Genomic DNA, 18,333 nt, shown 5'->3' on the forward strand with positions numbered 1-18,333 from the left:
TTCCCCCTATTTGAGTTTAGATAAAAAGCTTGTTCCGTATTTTGGCATCGTTGTCTTGAAATTATCTGCAACGGTTGCCCCAAGATCAGCAAACGTTTTTGCTGTTGGCAGTTCATTTGCTTCCTGATGCTTTTTGCTGTAAGCAATGAGCGGAACATATTCTCTTGTATGATCTGTTCCGTGATGAACTGGGTCATTACCATGATCTGCTGTGATCACAAGAAGGTCATCCTCTTTCAACAGGTCAAACACTTCAGGAAGACGTGCATCAAATTCCTCTAGTGCTTTTCCATAACCCTCTGGATCTCTTCTATGTCCGTAAAGAGCGTCAAAATCAACAAGGTTTAAAAAGCTGAGTCCTGTAAAGTCTGTTTTAAGTGTATCGACCAGCTTGTCCATTCCATCCATGTTTGATTTTGTTCTAAGAGATGATGTGATACCCTCGCCGTCATAAATATCAGAGATTTTTCCGATCGCAATGACATCGAGTCCATCATCTTTCAGTTCATTCATGACTGTACGGTCAAATGGTTTTAACGCATAGTCATGACGGTTTGGCGTTCTAACAAATGCGCCAGGCTCTCCGACAAACGGACGAGCGATAATCCGTCCAACCATATATTTTTCATCTAATGTAAGTTCACGGGCAATTTCACAAATACGGTAAAGCTCATCTAATGGCACAACTTCTTCGTGCGCAGCAATTTGCAGCACAGAATCCGCAGATGTATAAACGATTAAATCACCTGTTTTCATGTGCTCTTCGCCAAGCTCATCTAAAATTTCCGTACCAGACGCAGGTTTATTTCCAATAATACCTCGGCCTGTTTTTTCTTTTAGTTCATTTAATAGTTCATCTGGGAATCCTTCTGGAAAGACTTTGAACGGTGTGTCTATGTAAAGACCCATGATTTCCCAGTGTCCTGTCATTGTGTCTTTACCGTTTGATGCTTCTTGCATTTTTCCATAATACGCAAGCGGTTTTTCATCCGCTGGAATTCCTTTGATTTCTTTAATATGACTCAGCCCAAGCTTCGCCATATTCGGCATATGAAGCCCGTTCATTTTTTCAGCAATATGTCCAAGTGTATCTGCACCTACATCATTAAAATCAGCAGCATCTGGTGCTTCCCCAATTCCTACTGAATCCATGACGACGAGGAAAATGCGTTTATACTGATAATCAGGCATTAAAAAGCGCCTCCTTCAATATTCTTGTCTTTTGACCTTACAAACAGTGAGAGGTCAGACATCTCAAGTATAAACCGTTTACAAGCCAGTTGACAACCATAAACGGTGTAAACATGAAAAAGCATGACACCCGTTCACTGTGTCATGCTTTACTTATGCCCTTGGATGGAATTTGTGATACACATCTTTCAGTCTTGTTTTCGTCACATGTGTATAAATTTGTGTTGTTGAGATATCGGCATGTCCGAGCATTTCCTGTACAGCTCTTAAGTCCGCACCGTTTTCAAGCAGGTGTGTAGCAAATGAATGTCTGAGCGTATGAGGCGTCAGTTCCTTTTGAATCCCTGCTTCGATGGCTCGTTTTTTCAAGTTCTTCCAGAAGCCTTGACGCGACATTTTTTTCCCATGATGATTGAGAAATAGGGCATCGGACGGCTGTTTTTTTAACAGCTTGCTTCTTCCCTTTTCGATATATTCTTCAATTGCGCTTGCAGCAGCTTCACCTATTGGCACAATACGCTCTTTTCTTCCTTTTCCAAAACAGCGGACAAAGCCCATTGTGAGGTGAACATCGGCAAGGGTCAGATCCAGCATTTCACTGACGCGAATCCCCGTTGCATATAAGAGCTCAAGCATTGCTTTGTCTCGGTAGTCAAAGGGAGTGTGCTGATTTGGTGTATCAAGCAGCTTTTCGACCTCCCCTAATGATAAAACTTTCGGTAAAGTCCGCTCTGTTTTTTGCGTTTCAATGTTCCATGACGGGTCATTCGTTGTCACTTTTTCCCGAAGCAGAAATTGATGAAAGGAACGGATCGATGATAGATGCCGTACAGACGTTTTACTCGATTTCCCTTCCTCTTTTAGCTGCTTTAAATAATGAATGATATGCAGACGCGTGACATCGCGAATATCCGTCAGCTGTTCATGTGTCATTAAAAAAGACAAGTAGTTCTGTAAATCTCTTTTATAAGAAACAATGGTATTTTCAGAGAGTCCTCTCTCTACGGTCATAAAATGAATAAAGTCGGATAATTGATCGTTCAATGATTTCTACTCCCCGTTTTGATAAAAATAAATCAATCGGTCTTGCCAATTGTCTTGGTTCGGCTGATCCATTTCCATCACTTTAATTGCTGCACCCTCTGGTTTATCATAACGATGGTAGCTTTCATATTCTGAATTTATCCATATCATAGCATAATAGAACAGGACGGTAAAACCAGTGAACAAGATAAATACTTTGATCACTTCACCTGTTGTTTTGAGCCATTTTCGCATAAACTTCAAGTCCTTTCTCACCTTCTCATTACTTCAGCATATGCCAGGTGGGACAAGGAATATACAGCGAAAATGCAAAAAACCTCTTCATCTTAAATGAAAAGGTTCCAATTCGGATTATTTGCCGGATTCATCATCATGACACCGGTGGCAAATACCATGGAATGTCAATCTATGATCCTTAATTTTAAATTTCCAGTCACGTTCAATAATCTCTTCGACATCTTCTAATAAATCATCTTCTATCTCATCGACTGTTCCGCATTCCATGCAGACAAGATGATGATGGAAGTGAGCGGCTCCTTCTTTGCGAAGATCATATCGCGAAACGCCGTCTCCAAAGTTAATTTTATCAACAACTTTCAGTTCAGTGAGCAATTCTAACGTCCGATAAACAGTAGCAAGACCAATTTCAGGAGACTTCTCTTTTACGAGGAGGTATACATCTTCTGCACTTAAATGGTCTTCTTCATTCTCAAGCAGTACTCTTACTGTGGCTTCACGCTGTGGCGTGAGCTTGTAGCTGGAAGAATGAAGCTGTTTCTTAATTCGATCAATCCTATTTTCCATTGACTTTCCCTCCTACGCCACATTACTTGATCATTATATCAAATGATGTGCTGAGAGCCAACTATAATCATTTTAAATTGATAAATAAATTGATTATTAATTAATAACAATTATAAAAGAACACCTGCCAGCTTTTTCATCAGCATGAATGATATGTACGATTCAAAAAAAGACGACAGTGCAGCAAGCGCTAAAATCATCAGCAGAACAGATGCATACCGGCCAAACCACTGGACGGGTGCTTGACTGATGGTTTTTTTCATGAAGAGCTGTCCAATGAGACGGATGGAAAACGCAATTGCACAAGTGCCAATCACTAAATAGGCTGGAATGAGCAAAATGTTTTGCGGAAGCACCGATACAAACGAGAGAAAAAATCCACTCAGCCCCATTTGATTCACGAGAAAACCAACAGTAAACCCAACAACAATTCCTTTTAAAAAGATCATAAGAAAGATAAGCGGCAGACCAACGATGGAGATTCCCAGAATCCACATAAGGCCTAAATATTTCATATGATGCAGAAAGCTTTGTAAAAACATTTCTTTTGATTCTGCTGCTTTCTCATTTGTCAGCTGACCAAAAAATTGATTTAAATAATAGAATAAATCCTCTTTCTGGCTGAATGTCATGCTATTGACAATGATGGCCCCGAAAATCACACCCATTAAAAAGAGTACAGAGACAAATAAATAAATCGAGAGATGATCTTTTACGTGCTGAAGAAGATGCTCCTTCCAAGACTTTTTCCGCATGTGTCTTCCTCCCAAATAGTAAGGTTACTAGATTCTATGAGAGAGATTACGAAACATGACAGTTTTATCGAAAGAAAAAAGAGAAAGCAGCCTGCTCACTGCTTTCTCTTTTTCATTTATCGTGCGGCTTTTTGTACGTTCACAAGCCCGGCACCGTAATAAAAAGGTTCTCCAAGCTTTGTCGCCGTTTTTGACAGTCTCTCGCGTACTTCATCGTTTGTCAGATTCGGATGTTTTGATAGAATGACAGCCGCAGCGCCCGCTACATGCGGTGATGCCATTGACGTTCCGCTCATGTAGCCATATTCGTTATGAGGAATGGTGCTCAGCGTTGAAACGCCTGGTGCTGAGACTTCCAGTTCTTCGCCAACAGATGAATCAAAAGCTCTTTGCTTTTTTTGGTCAACAGAGGCAACCGCCATCACGGAGCTGTATTTAGCCGGATAGTCAATCGTATTGAGAGAGCCATAGCTTCCTTCATTCCCTGCAGAAGCCACAATGAGAATCCCTTTATCATACGCTCGATCTACCGCTTCTTTCAGCGCCTCAGATTCACTTGCTCCCCCCATACTAATATTGATGACATCCATGTCATTCTCAATGGCCCATTCAATCCCTTTTATGATCCAGCTATAGTAGCCGTCACCATTTTCATCTGCCACCTTGACAGCATAGATAGAAGCTTTTGGTGCAACACCCACGACACCTACCTTATTATCTAATGCTGCAATTGTGCCTGCCACATGCGTTCCATGTTTATGCGGATCAACAAACGGATCAGACTCTGCCGGTACAAAGCTCACCCCGCCGGTGACATGTAAATCCTCATGTTTGCCGTCGATGCCGCTGTCAAGAACGGCTACTTTGACATTCTGTCCAGCGTATCCATGTTTATGTACCTTTTGTGCTTTGATGCTTTTGACGCCGTATGGAATCGTTTGAGCGCTTGTTTTTGCTTTTTGGTCTTCCTCGATAAAGGTCACTTCTTTTGCTTCATTCAGTTTCTTTTTCGAAGTCTCATTCAGCGACACTTTCATCATATCTATTTGCTCTATTGATTCTTTCACATGCCCGCCAGCTTCTTCTACAAGCTGTTTTTGTGTTTTGTCTTGAACGGAAGAAGAAAAGCCGATCATGTACTCTTTTTTTGTTTGCTCCTTTGCAGAAATATCTGACGCGCCAAACATGACGGATGTCACAAGCACACTTGCCATACAAAGCCCTGCTCCAAATGACTTGACGTTCACGATACTCACTCTCCCTTTCGTTTCTTTTTGTCATTTAACTACATATTTAGACAAAAAGAAACGACCGTTTGTCCTATTTTTTAAATTTTTCCATTTATTTGATCTAGTTGTCACAAAAAAGCAAAATAAAAATGCTTATGATCCTCTTGATAGTGATCATAAGCATTTCGTCCTTTATGTTTCTTCATCATATGCTGCAAGGCTTCCTGTTTTGTTTTTGTCTTCCTTTCGTGTGTGCTAAAATGCGGCATGTTTCCTCTCGACAGTTCTGGATTTCGGCTCTGCTGCCTTTGGATATGCTCTCGTTTTTTCTTTGCTTTGCTTTTTCCCATTTGGCAAAACCCCTTTCGTTGACGTTATGATACACGATGTTACATAAAAAAGATAGACGTAAAAACGTCTATCTTTCTGTTTTCACCATATCAAGATGCGGAATCCCATCTTCATCATAAACATCTGAGACAGCCTTGAAACCAAATGATTCGTAAAATGACTTCAGGTAGCCTTGCGCCTGTATTTTGACACTTGTTTCACCTAGTTCACTAAGCTTTTCCAAAGCCTTGATGAGCAGCAGCTTTCCATAGCCTTTTTTCCGCCCGGCCTGCGTCACAAGCACGCGGCCGATGGACGCCTCCTTGTACATGATCCCGTTTTGGAAAATTCGGCAATAAGCCACAATCGTGCCGTTCTCTTTTGCGATGAGATGAAGCGCATCTTGGTCCCGGTGATCAATTTCAGGGTAAGGGCATGTTTGTTCTACAACAAACACGTTGACTCTTTCCATAAGAATCAAGTAAAGATCCTCTTTTGACAATTGTTCAAACGTTTGACATGTCCATTTAATGTGACTCATGATTGATATCCACCTTACCGTACACTCCGCCTCCACCAGCGATCAGTTCGACTTCGCCCTTCCTTGCTTTGATGATGTAGCCCGCTGTCTTTTCTGGCAGAACGGCTTTTAGTTCTTGTTCTGTTGCTTGATGTAGAATATTCATCTCTGTGTGAAACACGGCTTTTAGCTTCTCCAGCGTTTTAGGTCCAACACCCGGAATAAACTGAAGCGGGAGCTGATGAACATAAGGAGGTCTCGTTCCTTTTTCACTTTCTTGGTCAGCAAGCTCTTTTAAACGTTCACTTACTCCTTTTGTCATCCGTGTATGTCCGCATACATGGCACTTTTCTTGATCTGGTGCGTGAGGTCTAACCCCGCATTTCTCGCAGGTCGTATGATAATACTTCCCAAGCCGCGGAGCAAGTCCATAATTTCCTGTGACGGCTCTGCCATCTTTTTCTTCAAGGGCTAGCTTGAATTCGGCAAAAGAGGCATGATCCATTTTGATTTTTGTATATTCCCGCGCGATTTTTCCTAAAGAATGAGCATCTGAATTCGTTAAAAAAGGATAACGGTTCAGCTCACTCAGCTGGGACGCCATTGACGTATCGCAGCTAAGACCAAGCTCAACAGCATCAATAAGGTCAGGATCAAATACTTCCGTTAAAGAAGTGTTGACCCCTTTGCCGTATAGACTTTTATGAGGCGTGAATATATGAGCAGGAATAAACAATCCTCCCAGCTCCTTAACCTTGCGCTGAAGTGTTTTCCCATCAACATAGAGGCGCTGTGAACTCAAATGCACATTTTTCATATGAAGCGAAAGCCATGCGGAAAACTCAGACATTTTGTGTAGTGTGGGCATAAATGCCAGCACATGAATCGGACCCTTTGAATGGTCATCATTGATTTCTAATTCACTGCCTAAAAGCAGCACTGTCTGTCCAAATGATAAACCGCCGTCATTTAGTTCCGTGTACCTGCCTTCCTCTACACCTTCTATTAATTCTTCTAGGACTTCTGGAGATTGTGCATCAATCACACCAATCATCCCCATCCCTTTACTTTCTGCTGCTTCAATAAGAATTTGGTCAATTGTCAGTGACCTTGCACCTGTAATTTTGACAGCTCTGCCTGTTCTTGTTCTGCCAATATGGATATGGATGTCTGCAAAAAATTCCTTCATTTTGTTGACTCAAGTACCTCTTGCAGTTGTAAGTACTGAATGGCATAGGCTGTTTTTGCATCATAAATATGCTGCTTTTCAATGAGGTGCAGAGCTTCTTCTAATGAAACTTCCATTACTTCGACAAATTCATCTTCATCCAGCTCTCTTTTTTCTTCAAGCGGAACTAGCTGATCTGCTAGATAGATGTGAACAATTTCATCTGCAAAACCAGGTGATGTATAAAAGGCCGTCAGCTTTTGAAGCTGCTGGGTTGTATATCCTGTTTCTTCTTCCAATTCTCTTAATGCTGTATGTGCCGGCTCTTCCCCTTTTTCTAGTTTTCCGGCCGGAATTTCAACGATGGCTCTCTCTAGTGCTTTACGGTATTGTTTGACCAAGATGATTTTATTTTCGTCTGTACGTGCAATGACGGCTACTGCACCAGGATGTTTAATGATTTCGCGTTTGCCTTGTTTTCCGTTAGGCAATTCTACATCTTCAATAACCAAATCAATGATTTTTCCGTTGTATAATTCTTTCGACGATAATGTTTTTTCTTCAAAGTCCTTCAATTTTGTCAGCTCCTCGTTCTACTTTCACTTTTTACTTCATTTATTTTAACATAGATGATTTAAGAGAAGCGAAAAGCGAAACGCTTGCTTCAATACGCCATTTGAAATCACCTAGCTTGAATTCCTGATTTTTTTCACTTAATGTGAAGGGATAGGAGTGTGATGGAATTGAAAAAAAGACGAATTGGCACCTCAGATCTCTTAGTGAGCGAGGCGGCACTAGGATGCATGTCTCTTGGGACGGAAAAAGAAAAAGCGCTCTCTTTATTAGATGAGGCCATTGATCTCGGAATTAACTATCTGGATACAGCCGATTTATATGATTTTGGGACAAATGAGGAAATTGTCGGGGAAGCCATTAAAAACAGACGTCAGGATTTGATTTTGGCGACAAAAGGCGGCAACCGCTTTGAAAAAGGCAAACCAGGCTGGGACTGGGACCCTTCAAAAGCGTACATAAAGGAAGCAGTAAAACAAAGCCTCAAGCGGCTTCAAACAGATTATATTGATTTATATCAATTGCACGGAGGCACGATTGATGACCCCATTGATGAAACGATTGAGGCTTTTGAAGAATTGGTAGAGGAAGGCGTAATTCGCTATTATGGCATTTCATCTATCCGTCCAAATGTCATTAAAGAATATGCCAAAAAGTCCAATATCGTAAGCGTGATGATGCAATATAGTTTACTCGACCGCCGCCCAGAAGAATGGTTCTCTCTACTTGAAGAACAAAGCATTAGTGTCGTCGCAAGAGGTCCTTTAGCGAAAGGATTATTAACTGAAAAGCCACTTTCTCAAGCAAGTGCAGCGATTCAAAAAAACGGCTATCTTCAATATTCATTTGAAGAGCTTCAGCAGATCATTCCTTCTTTAAAGAAAGTCGCTTATGACCTATCACTCACTGAACTGTCCATTCAGTATATACTAAAACATTCTACGGTCAGTTCCGTTGTATTTGGTGCAAGCTCAGTGGATCAGTTAAAAGAAAATATAGCAGCAGCAAATGCACGTACATTAAGTGACCAAGAAGTCAAAGCATTAACTTACTATACAAAACCATCTGTGTATGAAACGCACCGGTTCAAATAACAAAAAAGATCACATGATGTGATCTCTCAGATTGTAGAAAAACTCATGTTTTTCTACAATCTTTTTATTTTAGCGTATGTATGATGCTAGTGTTTCTCTATTAAAAATGAAGAGGGGCTAAAAGCCCCGTTGTCCTTATCTTGCACTTTCATAATATGCATAATTTCCAGATTTGCCTTTAAGATAAAATGTAGTACCAAAGCGACTGAAACTATTTGCAAAAGAACCATTATCTGAATACATACATAGTCGATTACTTGCGCCTTTAAAAGGGGTTACAGAACAATCAACAATTGAAGTAGCCTTTGTACTTAAATCCGCATTCGTTAAATCATTTGTAGCAAGAGCTTGTCCAGAAACAGGTAAAAGCAATCCTAAAGATAAAGCGACTCCAGCCATTGTTTTTCTCAATTTCATGTGAATCATCTCCATTCCCAAATTTTGTAATACACCTTCATTATAAGGAGAATGATCCTCTATCAAAAGGGTATTAATAACCATATTTTCAATAAAAAGGAATTTAAATAATTCAATACTCACCTTTTTACTTCTATCTTAAACACAAGTTATGGGATTTCGTTTCGTTTGACTGTAAATATCATACTGTCACGATTCTGAAATGAAGTGATGTGAAGGGGGAAGAAGTGCTTTTCTTTTTAAACACTTCTATGTTTCTGCTGTGGATCTATCTTAAGAAAAAAAGAGAGCATCATCGCCCTCTTTTTTAGCTTTTATACTTTCTCCAGTCTAAATGGCTTTCATCTAGCAGCTCTGAAAAACTTTTGTTTTTTTCTTTTTCTTTCTGCTGCCGAAGGAGGTCTTTTCGTTTTTGTTCTTCTCTTTTTTCTGTCTCGACGGCAAGGTTTTTCTTCATTTGAAGAAGCTGCTGTTTGACATCATCGTTTATGCCGTCCTTTAATTTTGCTTGATCTTGTTTGGTCTTTTTCATTGTGCCTCTCTCCTTTTGACTTAGTGTATCATCCGTTTTATTTTCTGAGCAAGAGGCACGCCAATCTCCCAAGATGTGGTATGATCGTCATAGAAAAAACTCCGGAAAGGAAGAATCGGCTAGATGAAGAAATGGATCGCTATATTTGCCTTCATATTATGTCCACTCGCTGCAATTGGTATTTTTTTCACCAATAAAATGATGTATATTCGAAAATTAACGGATAAAGAGCTCATCAAACGAGAATCAGATGGAGGCCATTATCACCACGAGGAATTTCAACAGCTTAAAAAAGAGAAAGTGTGTATTCCTTCAGCATTTGGTTATGATCTCCATGGCTATTTTGTGCCGTATCCCCATACAACACGAACAATCGTCCTTTGCCACGGTGTTACAGTCAGTTTGATTAACTCCGTTAAGTATATGAAATTATTCCAAAAGCTCGGATGGAATGTGATGCTTTATGATCATAGAAGACATGGAATGAGCGGCGGGAAAACCACAAGTTATGGATATTATGAAAAAGAAGATCTAGCAAAGATCGTAAAGTGGCTCAGACAAAAACTCGGAGAAAGTGCCATCATTGGGATACACGGAGAATCAATGGGTGCAGTCACGACCTTGTTATATGCTGCAAAGCCGGAAGCAAACGCCAATTTTTACATAACAGACTGCCCTTTTGCTTCTTTTGAGGACCAGCTTCTTTATCGATTAAAAACAGATTTTCGCCTTTCAGGAAAATGGATTCTTCCACTAAGTGATCAAGTGTTAAAATGGCGGGACGGATACCGCATCCGGCAAGTTTCCCCTCTTGATGTGATCGATCAGGTGAAAGAACCTGTACTTTTTATTCATAGCCGCCATGACGACTATATCCCCTGTGAGCAAAGTCAGCAGTTATATACTCGAAAAAAGGGTGACAAACAGTTATTTATTGCGCCACACGGTGCGCATGCAATGTCTTTTAGCGAAAATAAGGAAGCTTATGAGCAAGAAATTCAAGCATTTCTTCAAAGATTTGAATTGAATGAAAATAAAAGAGGAGAATGAACAGCAGTTCGTCCCCTCTTTTTGAGCTAACTTATGCGATAGTCACCACTGTTGTATGGTGTCTGCCCGCAAGCTCCATATGGCTCTCTTCCGATTGCTGCTGACTCATGACCGATAATCCTGCAGTTGCTGCCAATAAAAGAACTATCAAACTCGTTTTCATATAAATGACCCCCATTTTGGATTTTTGATATGGCTTGAATTTTCCTTTCGTAAAACCGGGTAGATACTTCAAACAGTCCAAGCTCATTGTAATAATGAGCCGCATCAAGTGCCAATTCCTCAATATCTGGGTATAAGCGCTTGTCCTCGAGCAGGTCTAATGTATCGTCTATGATTGTTATGTCTGCATCAACGTACAATGCTTTTAAGAATTGAAATTTGCAGATGTAAATTTCATCTTCTAATTCACAGGCCTTTATAATACCTTGTTGATAGAGGGTTAATGACTCTTCTATTTGTTTTTGTTTAAACAGGATTTGTGTCAGCATAAATAGTGGGTCTAGAGAGCGATTAAGATGGGTTAAATTCTCCTTTTCAAACACTTCAATAGAGTCTTTCAGATAACGCCTTGCTTCCGCAAGATCGTTCATTTGATAATAACAGTTACCTAAGTTGAAAAGGGCCGAACCTATGACTCGAGGGTTTCCAATTGAGCGTGCTCGCTTTAGAGCATTTTTAAAGTAGGGCAATGCATGTTCATAGCATTTCAAATCATCATAGTTTGCACCAATGACAAATTCACAGTGGATGATTCTCAGCGTGTACGTTCTGTAGGCAGAATACGTATCTAACGCTTGCAAGGCATAGTGCATCGAAAAGTGGGTTTGTTTCATGTGGTAGTAAATTTCTGCTAATTTAAAGTAAAATTCTGCTCTTTCTATATCATCTGATATGAGATTGAGCTTTTTTTCTGCTGAGCGGTAATAAGCAATGGCACTTAAATAGTTTCTCTGTTCAAATTCAAACATTCCTGTGAAAAAATGAACATAGTATTCAAGCATATCCGTTAATTTCGTTTGTGAATGTTCAATCGTTTCTAGCAAATTCTTAATCTCTTCATCATTCGAGGCTTTCTTTGCCGGTTCAAAATATTCAAGCATCACCTTGTGGCGAAAATCCATCAGCTGGTAAAACAATAACAAGTTTTGATCCTGCTCCATCTCCAGGATTTCCTGCTCGATCTCCGCCTTCAGCTTCTCTGCTTTCATCACATGAAATCCGCAAATCTGCCTATACCATTCGTTTATTTTGATTCCAACCTGAGGCGATGACAGCTTGAGCTTCAATTCACTTTAGCACCTCCCTTCTCATATACGATACATGTTGTATTCTATCACATTTCCTCGAATGGAAGAAATATGAAATGTCATTTTTCGCAAAGTTTTCGGTATCCCGCAATTAACGCTGCAAATGCCTATTTTTCGGCATTTACAGCCATTATTTTTTTATTTCCAGCTTGCTCATTTTGTCGAATTGTTTGTTAAAAAACGGCTTTTTCCGTTCCCAAAAGCTCATTTTCCGGATTAGACAGCCATGCGGTGTGATGAGATGATGAACGCACGAAAAAAACCCTTCCGAAAAAGGGCTTTTATAATATATCTGTTACTTGGTCCATATTCTCTTTGATCCAATTGACAGCTAAATCGAGCGTTGGAAATTCTTCTGTTTCAAATGTGACTTCATCTTGAAGAAGCCAAACGTCCTTTTTCACCGAATCCATTCCACCTATTGACCAGTGCAAAAGGCTATAGGGATGATTGTTATTTAAAAACGACACCCATGTTTTATTTTGTGCCGTATTTTGTATTGCTTTTAGCTTTTGATCCACTACATTTCCACCTTACTTTACAAGTATACCCATTCTCGGGCTGAGTATTTGTTGAGGACTTTTCAACATGAGTGTGTTGGCTTTTTCGTTAAAATCAATCGTCATTTCCTCGTCAAAAAAGACCTTTTGTGCTGTGTGTATGTACAGCTTAAAGAGCTGATTATGCTTGAGTTCTTCCCATTCGCCTGTTCTTTCGCCTGTGAGCCAAATCATTGGGACACCGCTTACCGCACAGCCGCACCCATCTGAATCATATCGAAGGAGCAGTTCTTTTGTTTCATGCCCTGCTTGTTGTTTTGTAAGGAACGCTGCTGCTGGTTCTGTTATATGAATATACATGCCGAACATCCTTTTTTCGTTGATTGTTACATTGTAACATATCAGTCATCAATTAAACATGTTCACGCCCTGTCAGCTCTTATGTCTGATCATTTGTCTTTAACTGGTCTGACCAATTGTACGCTTCTTGTTCAATTTCTTTAATGAGCTCATCTTTTCCTTTGATATAACTTGCCATATCTTCAGGATAGGCTTTTGCCAATTGACGCTTTTTATCTGCATAGACTTTGGCACGGTCAGGTGCAGCTTTTAAATAATCTCGGAACACCAAATGCCTTTTTACATCATCATGTCCGGCTTCATAGGCGTGAACGTGATGTGTTCGGTTCAAGCCGCCTTTTCTAAAAAAACGTCTTCCCTTGAGTCCATTTTCTCCGAGCGGTTCATATCCAAGCTGGCGAAACAGATGGTTACACTCATCTAAGCTGCTGATATGCTTCACCTCTAGCAAGATATCAATAATTGGCTTAGCCGCCATTCCTATGACTGACGTACTGCCAATATGGTGGCCATATACCCAGTTGTCGCCAACTATCTTTTTCAGCTTGTCATGCTCATCTTGAAATTGTTTTGGCCAGCTCGATTGGTATTCAATCACTTCCACCTTTCGAAGCATCAAACGTTCCATCTTTGTTAACATCAGATTGTTTTCCACCTGCAAACGGGCCTTCTGTTTAAACCCTAATTTTTCATAAAGCTTGATTGCTGGTGTATTTGCCTCTGCTGTTGTGAGCTCGATTGTTTTTTGATGCTGGATAATGGATTGCAGGAGCGCTGTCCCGATTCCTTGATTGACATGATGTGGGTGCACAGCTAACCGGCTGAGGATGATCCGATCGTCATGTAGTTCATATGAAGCGATCCCTAACAAATGCCCCTCTTTTTCAAATCCTATGAAAATCTCATCTGTTTCTATTATGTCTTTAACCGTTTCTTTTAAGGGCGGTAAATCTTGATAGCCAATTTGTTCTGCCTCCCGCTGATATGCGGCTAATTGTATATGTAACAGCTCTTTTGCTATTTCTTTATTTTTTTGATCCAGTCTGATGATCATGCTTTCGCCTCCAGCTTTTTCACAAATAGCACCCGGTCTTCATGAATGCCGTCGTAATCTGAAAAAACTGAAATGCCATCCACTGTTTTATCTCCCTTTTCTATCTGAAAACCGAGCTTTGTATGGTAAGCAATCGAGACTTTATTGACAGGAGCTGTGATGGCCTTAATCGTCGTTCTTCCTTCCTTTTCAGCCGCTTCATAAAACGCTTGATAGAGAATTTTGCCAATCTTTAATTTCCGGTGGTCTGGATGTACCCCGACAAAGTGAATATACGCTTCATCTGAATGTGATTGCGATAAAAAACCGACTAAAAAGCCGATCAGTTCACCTTTTTCAACAACAACAAAACTTGTTTGCTGAAAATGTTCGAAAAATAGCTTTGGCAATTTTGCGCGCAAATCTCTGCCTCCCCACCAGCTTTGAATGACGGATGTGACCGCATAAAAATCTGACAGCTTTACTTGACGTATCATGATGACCTCGCCCCTTTTCATTTTTAGCTGTACCGCTCTTTTTTCACAAAAAATCAACTGTTTCAATAGTCTACCTATCTGATCAATTGTTTGTAAAGGTGATGTATCAGCCTTTTTTCCTTTCAGCTTTGTTGGTTCTTCGTTCTTTCGCTGTCATCTCCTTTTAAATCTTCACACTTATTTCAAAAAGTTCACTTTTTGTGCGAAAGTTTTATTCTTTTGTTATGTTAAGATGAATCATATAGGAAATGGAACAAACGTTTATTGGAGATGATGATATTGGTTTGGATTGTTACTTCACTTGTTGTGTTTAGTCTTTTAAAGCTGCTTGTCACTTCGCTGCCTTCGGGTGTTGTTGAACGCCTTTTTAGTCGTTATGCGGTGCATGCAAAAGTAACAAGTGATCAAACAACGATGACGTTTCAAGGACGTCCACTCGATGATCAGCAAACATCTGAAATTATTCAACATTTTAATGATGCGATCTTTATTGAACGCTACTATATTTACCCTGGTGACGAAGAGCGTTTTCTTCATCCACAGGAAGGACCGGCGCCGCTTACCATGCAAACAAAGCTTGGCAAGCATGATGTAACCCTTTATCTGTATCATTACGATGACCACGTGGATGTGGTGCGGCAGTTTACCCATAAGCCTAAGAAAAAACTAACGGCCTATCGTTTGCGTTCTGAGCCGCTCCAAACATCCAACAACTTGGCACATGCTTAAAATGACTCATTTTACCCAGATGAGACGAAGTGGAGACACTTCGTCTTTTTTGTATGGATTTACACTCTTCTCTTTGAATGATTTACCAGTATCAATTTCACCTTCTGGCGGTTAAAATGTATACAGAACATACGTTCTAAGAGGTGAAAATCATGAATGAACGAGCCATTCTGCTTGTGGATATGCAGTCGTTTTATGCGTCAGTCGAAAAAGTGGAGGCTCCCCATTTGAAGGATGTGCCGCTCATCGTTTCAGGAGATCCCGAGCGGCGGAGCGGGGTCGTACTTGCGGCCTGCCCGCTCGCTAAAAAACGGGGCGTACAAAATGCATCAAGATTATGGGAAGCAAAGGAGAAATGCCCTGAAGCCGTCGTTGTACGTCCACGTATGCAGCGCTACCTTGATGTCTCTGTCATGATGACAGAACTGCTTGAACAATACACAGATCTTGTCGAACCCTATTCAATTGATGAACAGTTTCTCGATATTACGGGGAGTGTGACACTACTCGGTTCACCCCGCGAGATCGCTCAAAATATACAAACGACCATTATGAACCAGACGGGCATTTACGCACGTGTTGGTATTGGTCCTAATAAAGTGCTCGCTAAAATGGCCTGTGACCATTTTGCTAAAAAAAACACATCTGGCATCTATGAACTTCGTGCAGACCGGGTTGCGGCTGATTTATGGCCGCTTCCGATTGGAAAATTATTTGGTGTCGGCAAACGGATGGAGCACCACTTAAAACGAATGGGCATCAGTACCATCGGGACACTTGCTGCTTATCCGTTAGACCGGCTAAAAAAACGCTGGGGAATCAACGGGGAGCTTCTGCAGCGAACTGCTTTAGGCCACGACCCTTCCCCGGTCACTCTTCACACACATGATCAGCAAAAAGCGGTTGGGCATCATATGACCCTTCCCCATGATTATGCGTCCTTTGAGGACATCAAAGTCGCCCTTCTTGAATTGAGTGAAGAAGTGGCAAGACGTGCGCGCTTTAAGCATTATGTTGGGCAAACGGTGTCTGTTGGCGTAAGAGGTGCTGATTTTTCTCATCCGACTGGATTTCATAGACAAATCAAGCTCCATTCACCCACACAGTATGGGACAGATATTGCAGAAGCAGCTATTCAGCTATGCCAGCAGCACTGGGACGGCCAGCCCATTCGCAGTGTAGGTATTACTCTCTCGCAGCTGCAGCCTGACAGCCAATATCAGCTGAGTTTATTTGATCACCATTTTAAAAAAGACAGACTCAGCAAAGTATTTGATGCGATCCATATGAAGTATGGACCTGCTGCACTCTTGCACGCCTCGTCACTAACAAGCGCAGGGCAGGCGTATCACCGCGCCGAAAAAATTGGTGGACATTACAAATAACGGAGGCGAACAGCCATGAATCCCAATAAATTAACACCTGGATACAACCTCATGTGGGAATCAAGCCGAATGATGCTCCCAGAGCACCGTGAACAGCTGCTTGCTCAAAAACGGAAGAAAAAAGAATACACGCCTCCTCCGCTGAGTACTGATCAGCTAGAGGAAATGAATTTTTTGATCACACAGTCGATTACAGAGGACCAAGCGATTTGCGTGACATATGCCGCAGCAGGTATGAAACAGCAGTTTTGGGGCTGGGTGAAAACCATTCATTATGAAACCCAGCGCATAAAAATCGTCAATGATGAAGATGTTCTCCACCTGTCCTTGCAGCAAATTGTCGCGATTGATCTTGATTAAATGGTCTTTAAGTGACCATACGAATCAGAAGATCTAAAAGACATAGAAGCATCGGCAGAAAAAAACATGCTCTCCAAATTTGCGAGCTATTTGGGGCTCCTCTGTCCTATGGCGGATGTCTCCTCCATCAAATTGTGTATTTAATTTGCACAATTTTTCATGTATGATTGGAACATCTTAACACTCAGGGGAGAAACAGCATGAAAAATAACTTACGTACTTTACATCCACTTAGTTGGACGATCATCATCGGCACCATATTCGGCCGAATGGCGACGTCCATGAGCATTCCTTTTTTGGCCGTTTATTTGACACAAGTCAAAGGGGCTTCAGCTTCTTCAGCTGGGTTAATCATTGCCGTCAGCTCCCTTATTGGGATCGTGGCGAGTTTTTACGGCGGCTATGTTTCTGACCGAATCGGCAGGAAAAAGGTCATGCTTCTATCCATCTTCGGCTGGACACTTGTCTTTGTTGGCTTTGCGTTTGCAGATGCCATTTGGGTCTTCTTTCTCATGAACGCTTTAAATGGACTGTGCCGGGCACTGTTTGAACCGACGTCTAAGGCACTCTTATCCGATGTCACCCCATCAAGTATTCGGTTGTTTGTTTTTAATTTACGGTATACGGCCATTAATATCGGGGTGATCTTCGGCCCGCTGCTTGGCTTATATCTAGGATCATCGAAAACAACATTTCCATTTCTTGTCGCTGCCTTCATTTATTTGTTATATGGATTAACACTGGCCTGGCAATTTCAGAAGCATCCAGTTGCTGCTCCAGAAAGTACGAAACAAATCAGCGTCAAAAAAGCCCTTTCCATTATCCAAAAAGATACGGTCTTTAGCATCATCCTCATCGGCGTTACCTTATGTTCGTTCGGGTATTCGCATTTAAGCTCAACGCTGCCTCAATACTTATCAGCGTCACCTATGATTGAGGATGGTCCTAAACTGTTTGGATATCTTTTATCTTTAAATGCAGTGGTTGTCATTGTTGTACAATATCCGCTCATCATGATTGCGAAGCGCTACTCCACCATTTTGTCGCTGACCACCGGGAATATTCTTCTTGCCGGCAGTTTGTTTGCCATTGCTTTTTCACAGAGTCTCGGCATGCTTGCTTTCATCATTGTCGTGTTTACGATTGGGGAGGTTCTGCTGTTTGCGATGATGGATCTTTTTGTAGACAATATTGCAAAGCCTGAAGTGAAGGGATCGTACTTTGGGGCGATGGGATTTTCTCAGCTCGGCAGCGTCATCGGACCATTTGTCGGCGGACTGTGCATTGACTATTTTGGCGCAGCCCATCCCCTCTCCATTTTTACGGTCTTGTCAATGATCACCATCGCAGGCGTTCCATTTTTACTCATTGGATATTACCGTCTAAAAAAGCGATCGGCAGCAGCCATAGCTGTTAAAGTAAGTGGAGATCATTAAAAAAACCGCTCTTTCG

General features: G+C 41.2%; 23 protein-coding genes. 6 read left to right on the forward strand and 17 right to left on the reverse strand.

All coding sequences use genetic code 11. From position 1 onward, the window contains the following. Positions 1–6 precede the first annotated feature (6 nt). The 10 genes from deoB to MHB69_RS10735 form a co-directional block, all read right to left on the reverse strand. Positions 7–1,191: a phosphopentomutase gene (deoB, locus tag MHB69_RS10690; RefSeq protein ID WP_041117869.1), complete on the reverse strand. Its 1,185-nt coding sequence runs from the start codon at positions 1,189–1,191 to the stop codon at positions 7–9. A gap of 153 nt (positions 1,192–1,344) precedes the next feature. Continuing rightward, positions 1,345–2,235 (reverse strand): site-specific tyrosine recombinase XerD, encoded by an 891-nt coding sequence (xerD, locus tag MHB69_RS10695; RefSeq protein WP_254001359.1) that lies wholly within the window; start codon positions 2,233–2,235, stop codon positions 1,345–1,347. A gap of 6 nt (positions 2,236–2,241) precedes the next feature. Continuing rightward, the gene (locus MHB69_RS10700) at positions 2,242–2,469 is read right to left on the reverse strand and encodes a YqzK family protein (RefSeq protein ID WP_024428058.1); all 228 of its coding nucleotides are present in this window, start codon (positions 2,467–2,469) and stop codon (positions 2,242–2,244) included. Positions 2,470–2,586: 117 nt separating this feature from the next. After that, positions 2,587–3,039, reverse strand: a complete 453-nt coding sequence (fur, locus tag MHB69_RS10705) for a ferric iron uptake transcriptional regulator (RefSeq protein ID WP_003215577.1) — start codon at positions 3,037–3,039, stop codon at positions 2,587–2,589. Between the two features lie 110 nt (positions 3,040–3,149). Next, positions 3,150–3,794: a stage II sporulation protein M gene (gene spoIIM / locus MHB69_RS10710; RefSeq protein WP_024422873.1), complete on the reverse strand. Its 645-nt coding sequence runs from the start codon at positions 3,792–3,794 to the stop codon at positions 3,150–3,152. Between the two features lie 116 nt (positions 3,795–3,910). Further along, positions 3,911–5,041, reverse strand: coding sequence for a S8 family peptidase (locus MHB69_RS10715; protein WP_081279475.1), 1,131 nt, complete (start codon positions 5,039–5,041; stop codon positions 3,911–3,913). Positions 5,042–5,151: 110 nt separating this feature from the next. Next, positions 5,152–5,373 (reverse strand): hypothetical protein, encoded by a 222-nt coding sequence (locus tag MHB69_RS10720; protein ID WP_034280349.1) that lies wholly within the window; start codon positions 5,371–5,373, stop codon positions 5,152–5,154. Positions 5,374–5,441: 68 nt separating this feature from the next. Then, positions 5,442–5,894 carry a GNAT family N-acetyltransferase gene (locus MHB69_RS10725; protein WP_305933700.1) on the reverse strand — a complete coding sequence of 151 codons (453 nt, stop codon included), beginning with the start codon at positions 5,892–5,894 and terminating at the stop codon, positions 5,442–5,444. Next, positions 5,881–7,062: a TIGR00375 family protein gene (locus MHB69_RS10730; RefSeq protein WP_144496201.1), complete on the reverse strand. Its 1,182-nt coding sequence runs from the start codon at positions 7,060–7,062 to the stop codon at positions 5,881–5,883. Before MHB69_RS10730 ends, MHB69_RS10725 begins: the two co-directional genes overlap by 14 nt. Next, complete coding sequence (locus MHB69_RS10735) at positions 7,059–7,616, reverse strand: NUDIX hydrolase (protein ID WP_070326527.1); 558 nt, start codon at positions 7,614–7,616, stop codon at positions 7,059–7,061. The genes MHB69_RS10730 and MHB69_RS10735 overlap by 4 nt, the downstream gene beginning before the upstream one ends. Positions 7,617–7,784: 168 nt before the next feature. Between MHB69_RS10735 and MHB69_RS10740 the strand changes: the two genes are divergently transcribed. After that, entirely contained in the window at positions 7,785–8,708 is a 924-nt protein-coding gene (locus MHB69_RS10740) for an aldo/keto reductase (RefSeq protein ID WP_342495551.1), read from the forward strand. A gap of 135 nt (positions 8,709–8,843) precedes the next feature. On the opposite strand, the gene MHB69_RS10745 is transcribed toward MHB69_RS10740, so the two are convergent. Both MHB69_RS10745 and MHB69_RS10750 read right to left on the reverse strand, forming a co-directional pair. After that, positions 8,844–9,248 (reverse strand): antimicrobial peptide LCI, encoded by a 405-nt coding sequence (locus tag MHB69_RS10745; RefSeq protein ID WP_338422732.1) that lies wholly within the window; start codon positions 9,246–9,248, stop codon positions 8,844–8,846. A gap of 184 nt (positions 9,249–9,432) precedes the next feature. Further along, positions 9,433–9,657, reverse strand: a complete 225-nt coding sequence (locus tag MHB69_RS10750; RefSeq protein ID WP_211043277.1) for a YqkE family protein — start codon at positions 9,655–9,657, stop codon at positions 9,433–9,435. 123 nt (positions 9,658–9,780) lie between these two features. Here MHB69_RS10750 and MHB69_RS10755 point away from each other — a divergent pair, with 123 nt between their 5' ends. Further along, the gene (locus tag MHB69_RS10755) at positions 9,781–10,707 is read left to right on the forward strand and encodes an alpha/beta hydrolase (RefSeq protein WP_335371103.1); all 927 of its coding nucleotides are present in this window, start codon (positions 9,781–9,783) and stop codon (positions 10,705–10,707) included. A gap of 26 nt (positions 10,708–10,733) precedes the next feature. Here the strand turns inward: MHB69_RS10755 and MHB69_RS10760 are convergent, their stop codons facing one another. The 5 genes from MHB69_RS10760 to MHB69_RS10780 form a co-directional block, all read right to left on the reverse strand. Beyond that, positions 10,734–11,996, reverse strand: coding sequence for a tetratricopeptide repeat protein (locus MHB69_RS10760; protein WP_070326525.1), 1,263 nt, complete (start codon positions 11,994–11,996; stop codon positions 10,734–10,736). A 302-nt stretch (positions 11,997–12,298) separates the two neighbouring features. Beyond that, a complete protein-coding gene (locus tag MHB69_RS10765; RefSeq protein ID WP_176967015.1) occupies positions 12,299–12,538 on the reverse strand; it encodes a YqkC family protein in 240 nt (79 codons plus the stop codon). A gap of 12 nt (positions 12,539–12,550) precedes the next feature. Next, on the reverse strand, positions 12,551–12,877 hold the full coding sequence (locus MHB69_RS10770) for an iron-sulfur cluster biosynthesis family protein (protein ID WP_024428050.1): 327 nt from the start codon (positions 12,875–12,877) through the stop codon (positions 12,551–12,553). 79 nt (positions 12,878–12,956) lie between these two features. After that, positions 12,957–13,931, reverse strand: coding sequence for a GNAT family N-acetyltransferase (locus MHB69_RS10775; protein ID WP_034280332.1), 975 nt, complete (start codon positions 13,929–13,931; stop codon positions 12,957–12,959). Further along, a complete protein-coding gene (locus MHB69_RS10780; RefSeq protein WP_176967014.1) occupies positions 13,928–14,407 on the reverse strand; it encodes a GNAT family N-acetyltransferase in 480 nt (159 codons plus the stop codon). Before MHB69_RS10780 ends, MHB69_RS10775 begins: the two co-directional genes overlap by 4 nt. A gap of 279 nt (positions 14,408–14,686) precedes the next feature. Between MHB69_RS10780 and MHB69_RS10785 the strand changes: the two genes are divergently transcribed. The 4 genes from MHB69_RS10785 to MHB69_RS10800 all read left to right on the forward strand — a co-directional run bounded on the left by MHB69_RS10785 (position 14,687) and on the right by MHB69_RS10800 (position 18,317). Next, a complete protein-coding gene (locus MHB69_RS10785) occupies positions 14,687–15,136 on the forward strand; it encodes a YfmQ family protein (RefSeq protein WP_024422888.1) in 450 nt (149 codons plus the stop codon). A 152-nt stretch (positions 15,137–15,288) separates the two neighbouring features. Beyond that, complete coding sequence (locus tag MHB69_RS10790; protein WP_061109317.1) at positions 15,289–16,521, forward strand: DNA polymerase IV; 1,233 nt, start codon at positions 15,289–15,291, stop codon at positions 16,519–16,521. Between the two features lie 15 nt (positions 16,522–16,536). After that, on the forward strand, positions 16,537–16,881 hold the full coding sequence (locus MHB69_RS10795) for a YolD-like family protein (protein WP_176967013.1): 345 nt from the start codon (positions 16,537–16,539) through the stop codon (positions 16,879–16,881). A gap of 200 nt (positions 16,882–17,081) precedes the next feature. Then, the gene (locus tag MHB69_RS10800) at positions 17,082–18,317 is read left to right on the forward strand and encodes an MFS transporter (protein ID WP_024428045.1); all 1,236 of its coding nucleotides are present in this window, start codon (positions 17,082–17,084) and stop codon (positions 18,315–18,317) included. Positions 18,318–18,333: the final 16 nt, after the last annotated feature.

The organism is Bacillus sp. FSL K6-0994 (assembly GCF_038630815.1).
GTDB classification, from domain to species: Bacteria; Bacillota; Bacilli; order Bacillales; family Bacillaceae; genus Bacillus; species Bacillus safensis.

What these genes read in the sequence shown, in the direction of transcription:
- deoB (WP_041117869.1), bottom strand. Translation starts at nt 1,191, where the DNA reads ATGCCTGATTATCAGTATAAACGCATTTTCCTCGTCGTCATGGATTCA.
- MHB69_RS10700 (WP_024428058.1), bottom strand. Translation starts at nt 2,469, where the DNA reads ATGCGAAAATGGCTCAAAACAACAGGTGAAGTGATCAAAGTATTTATC.
- fur (WP_003215577.1), bottom strand. Translation starts at nt 3,039, where the DNA reads ATGGAAAATAGGATTGATCGAATTAAGAAACAGCTTCATTCTTCCAGC.
- spoIIM (WP_024422873.1), bottom strand. Translation starts at nt 3,794, where the DNA reads ATGCGGAAAAAGTCTTGGAAGGAGCATCTTCTTCAGCACGTAAAAGAT.
- MHB69_RS10720 (WP_034280349.1), bottom strand. Translation starts at nt 5,373, where the DNA reads ATGGGAAAAAGCAAAGCAAAGAAAAAACGAGAGCATATCCAAAGGCAG.
- MHB69_RS10725 (WP_305933700.1), bottom strand. Translation starts at nt 5,894, where the DNA reads ATGAGTCACATTAAATGGACATGTCAAACGTTTGAACAATTGTCAAAA.
- MHB69_RS10730 (WP_144496201.1), bottom strand. Translation starts at nt 7,062, where the DNA reads ATGAAGGAATTTTTTGCAGACATCCATATCCATATTGGCAGAACAAGA.
- MHB69_RS10750 (WP_211043277.1), bottom strand. Translation starts at nt 9,657, where the DNA reads ATGAAAAAGACCAAACAAGATCAAGCAAAATTAAAGGACGGCATAAAC.
- MHB69_RS10755 (WP_335371103.1), top strand. Translation starts at nt 9,781, where the DNA reads ATGAAGAAATGGATCGCTATATTTGCCTTCATATTATGTCCACTCGCT.
- MHB69_RS10770 (WP_024428050.1), bottom strand. Translation starts at nt 12,877, where the DNA reads ATGTATATTCATATAACAGAACCAGCAGCAGCGTTCCTTACAAAACAA.
- MHB69_RS10775 (WP_034280332.1), bottom strand. Translation starts at nt 13,931, where the DNA reads ATGATCATCAGACTGGATCAAAAAAATAAAGAAATAGCAAAAGAGCTG.
- MHB69_RS10780 (WP_176967014.1), bottom strand. Translation starts at nt 14,407, where the DNA reads ATGATACGTCAAGTAAAGCTGTCAGATTTTTATGCGGTCACATCCGTC.
- MHB69_RS10790 (WP_061109317.1), top strand. Translation starts at nt 15,289, where the DNA reads ATGAATGAACGAGCCATTCTGCTTGTGGATATGCAGTCGTTTTATGCG.
- MHB69_RS10795 (WP_176967013.1), top strand. Translation starts at nt 16,537, where the DNA reads ATGAATCCCAATAAATTAACACCTGGATACAACCTCATGTGGGAATCA.
- MHB69_RS10800 (WP_024428045.1), top strand. Translation starts at nt 17,082, where the DNA reads ATGAAAAATAACTTACGTACTTTACATCCACTTAGTTGGACGATCATC.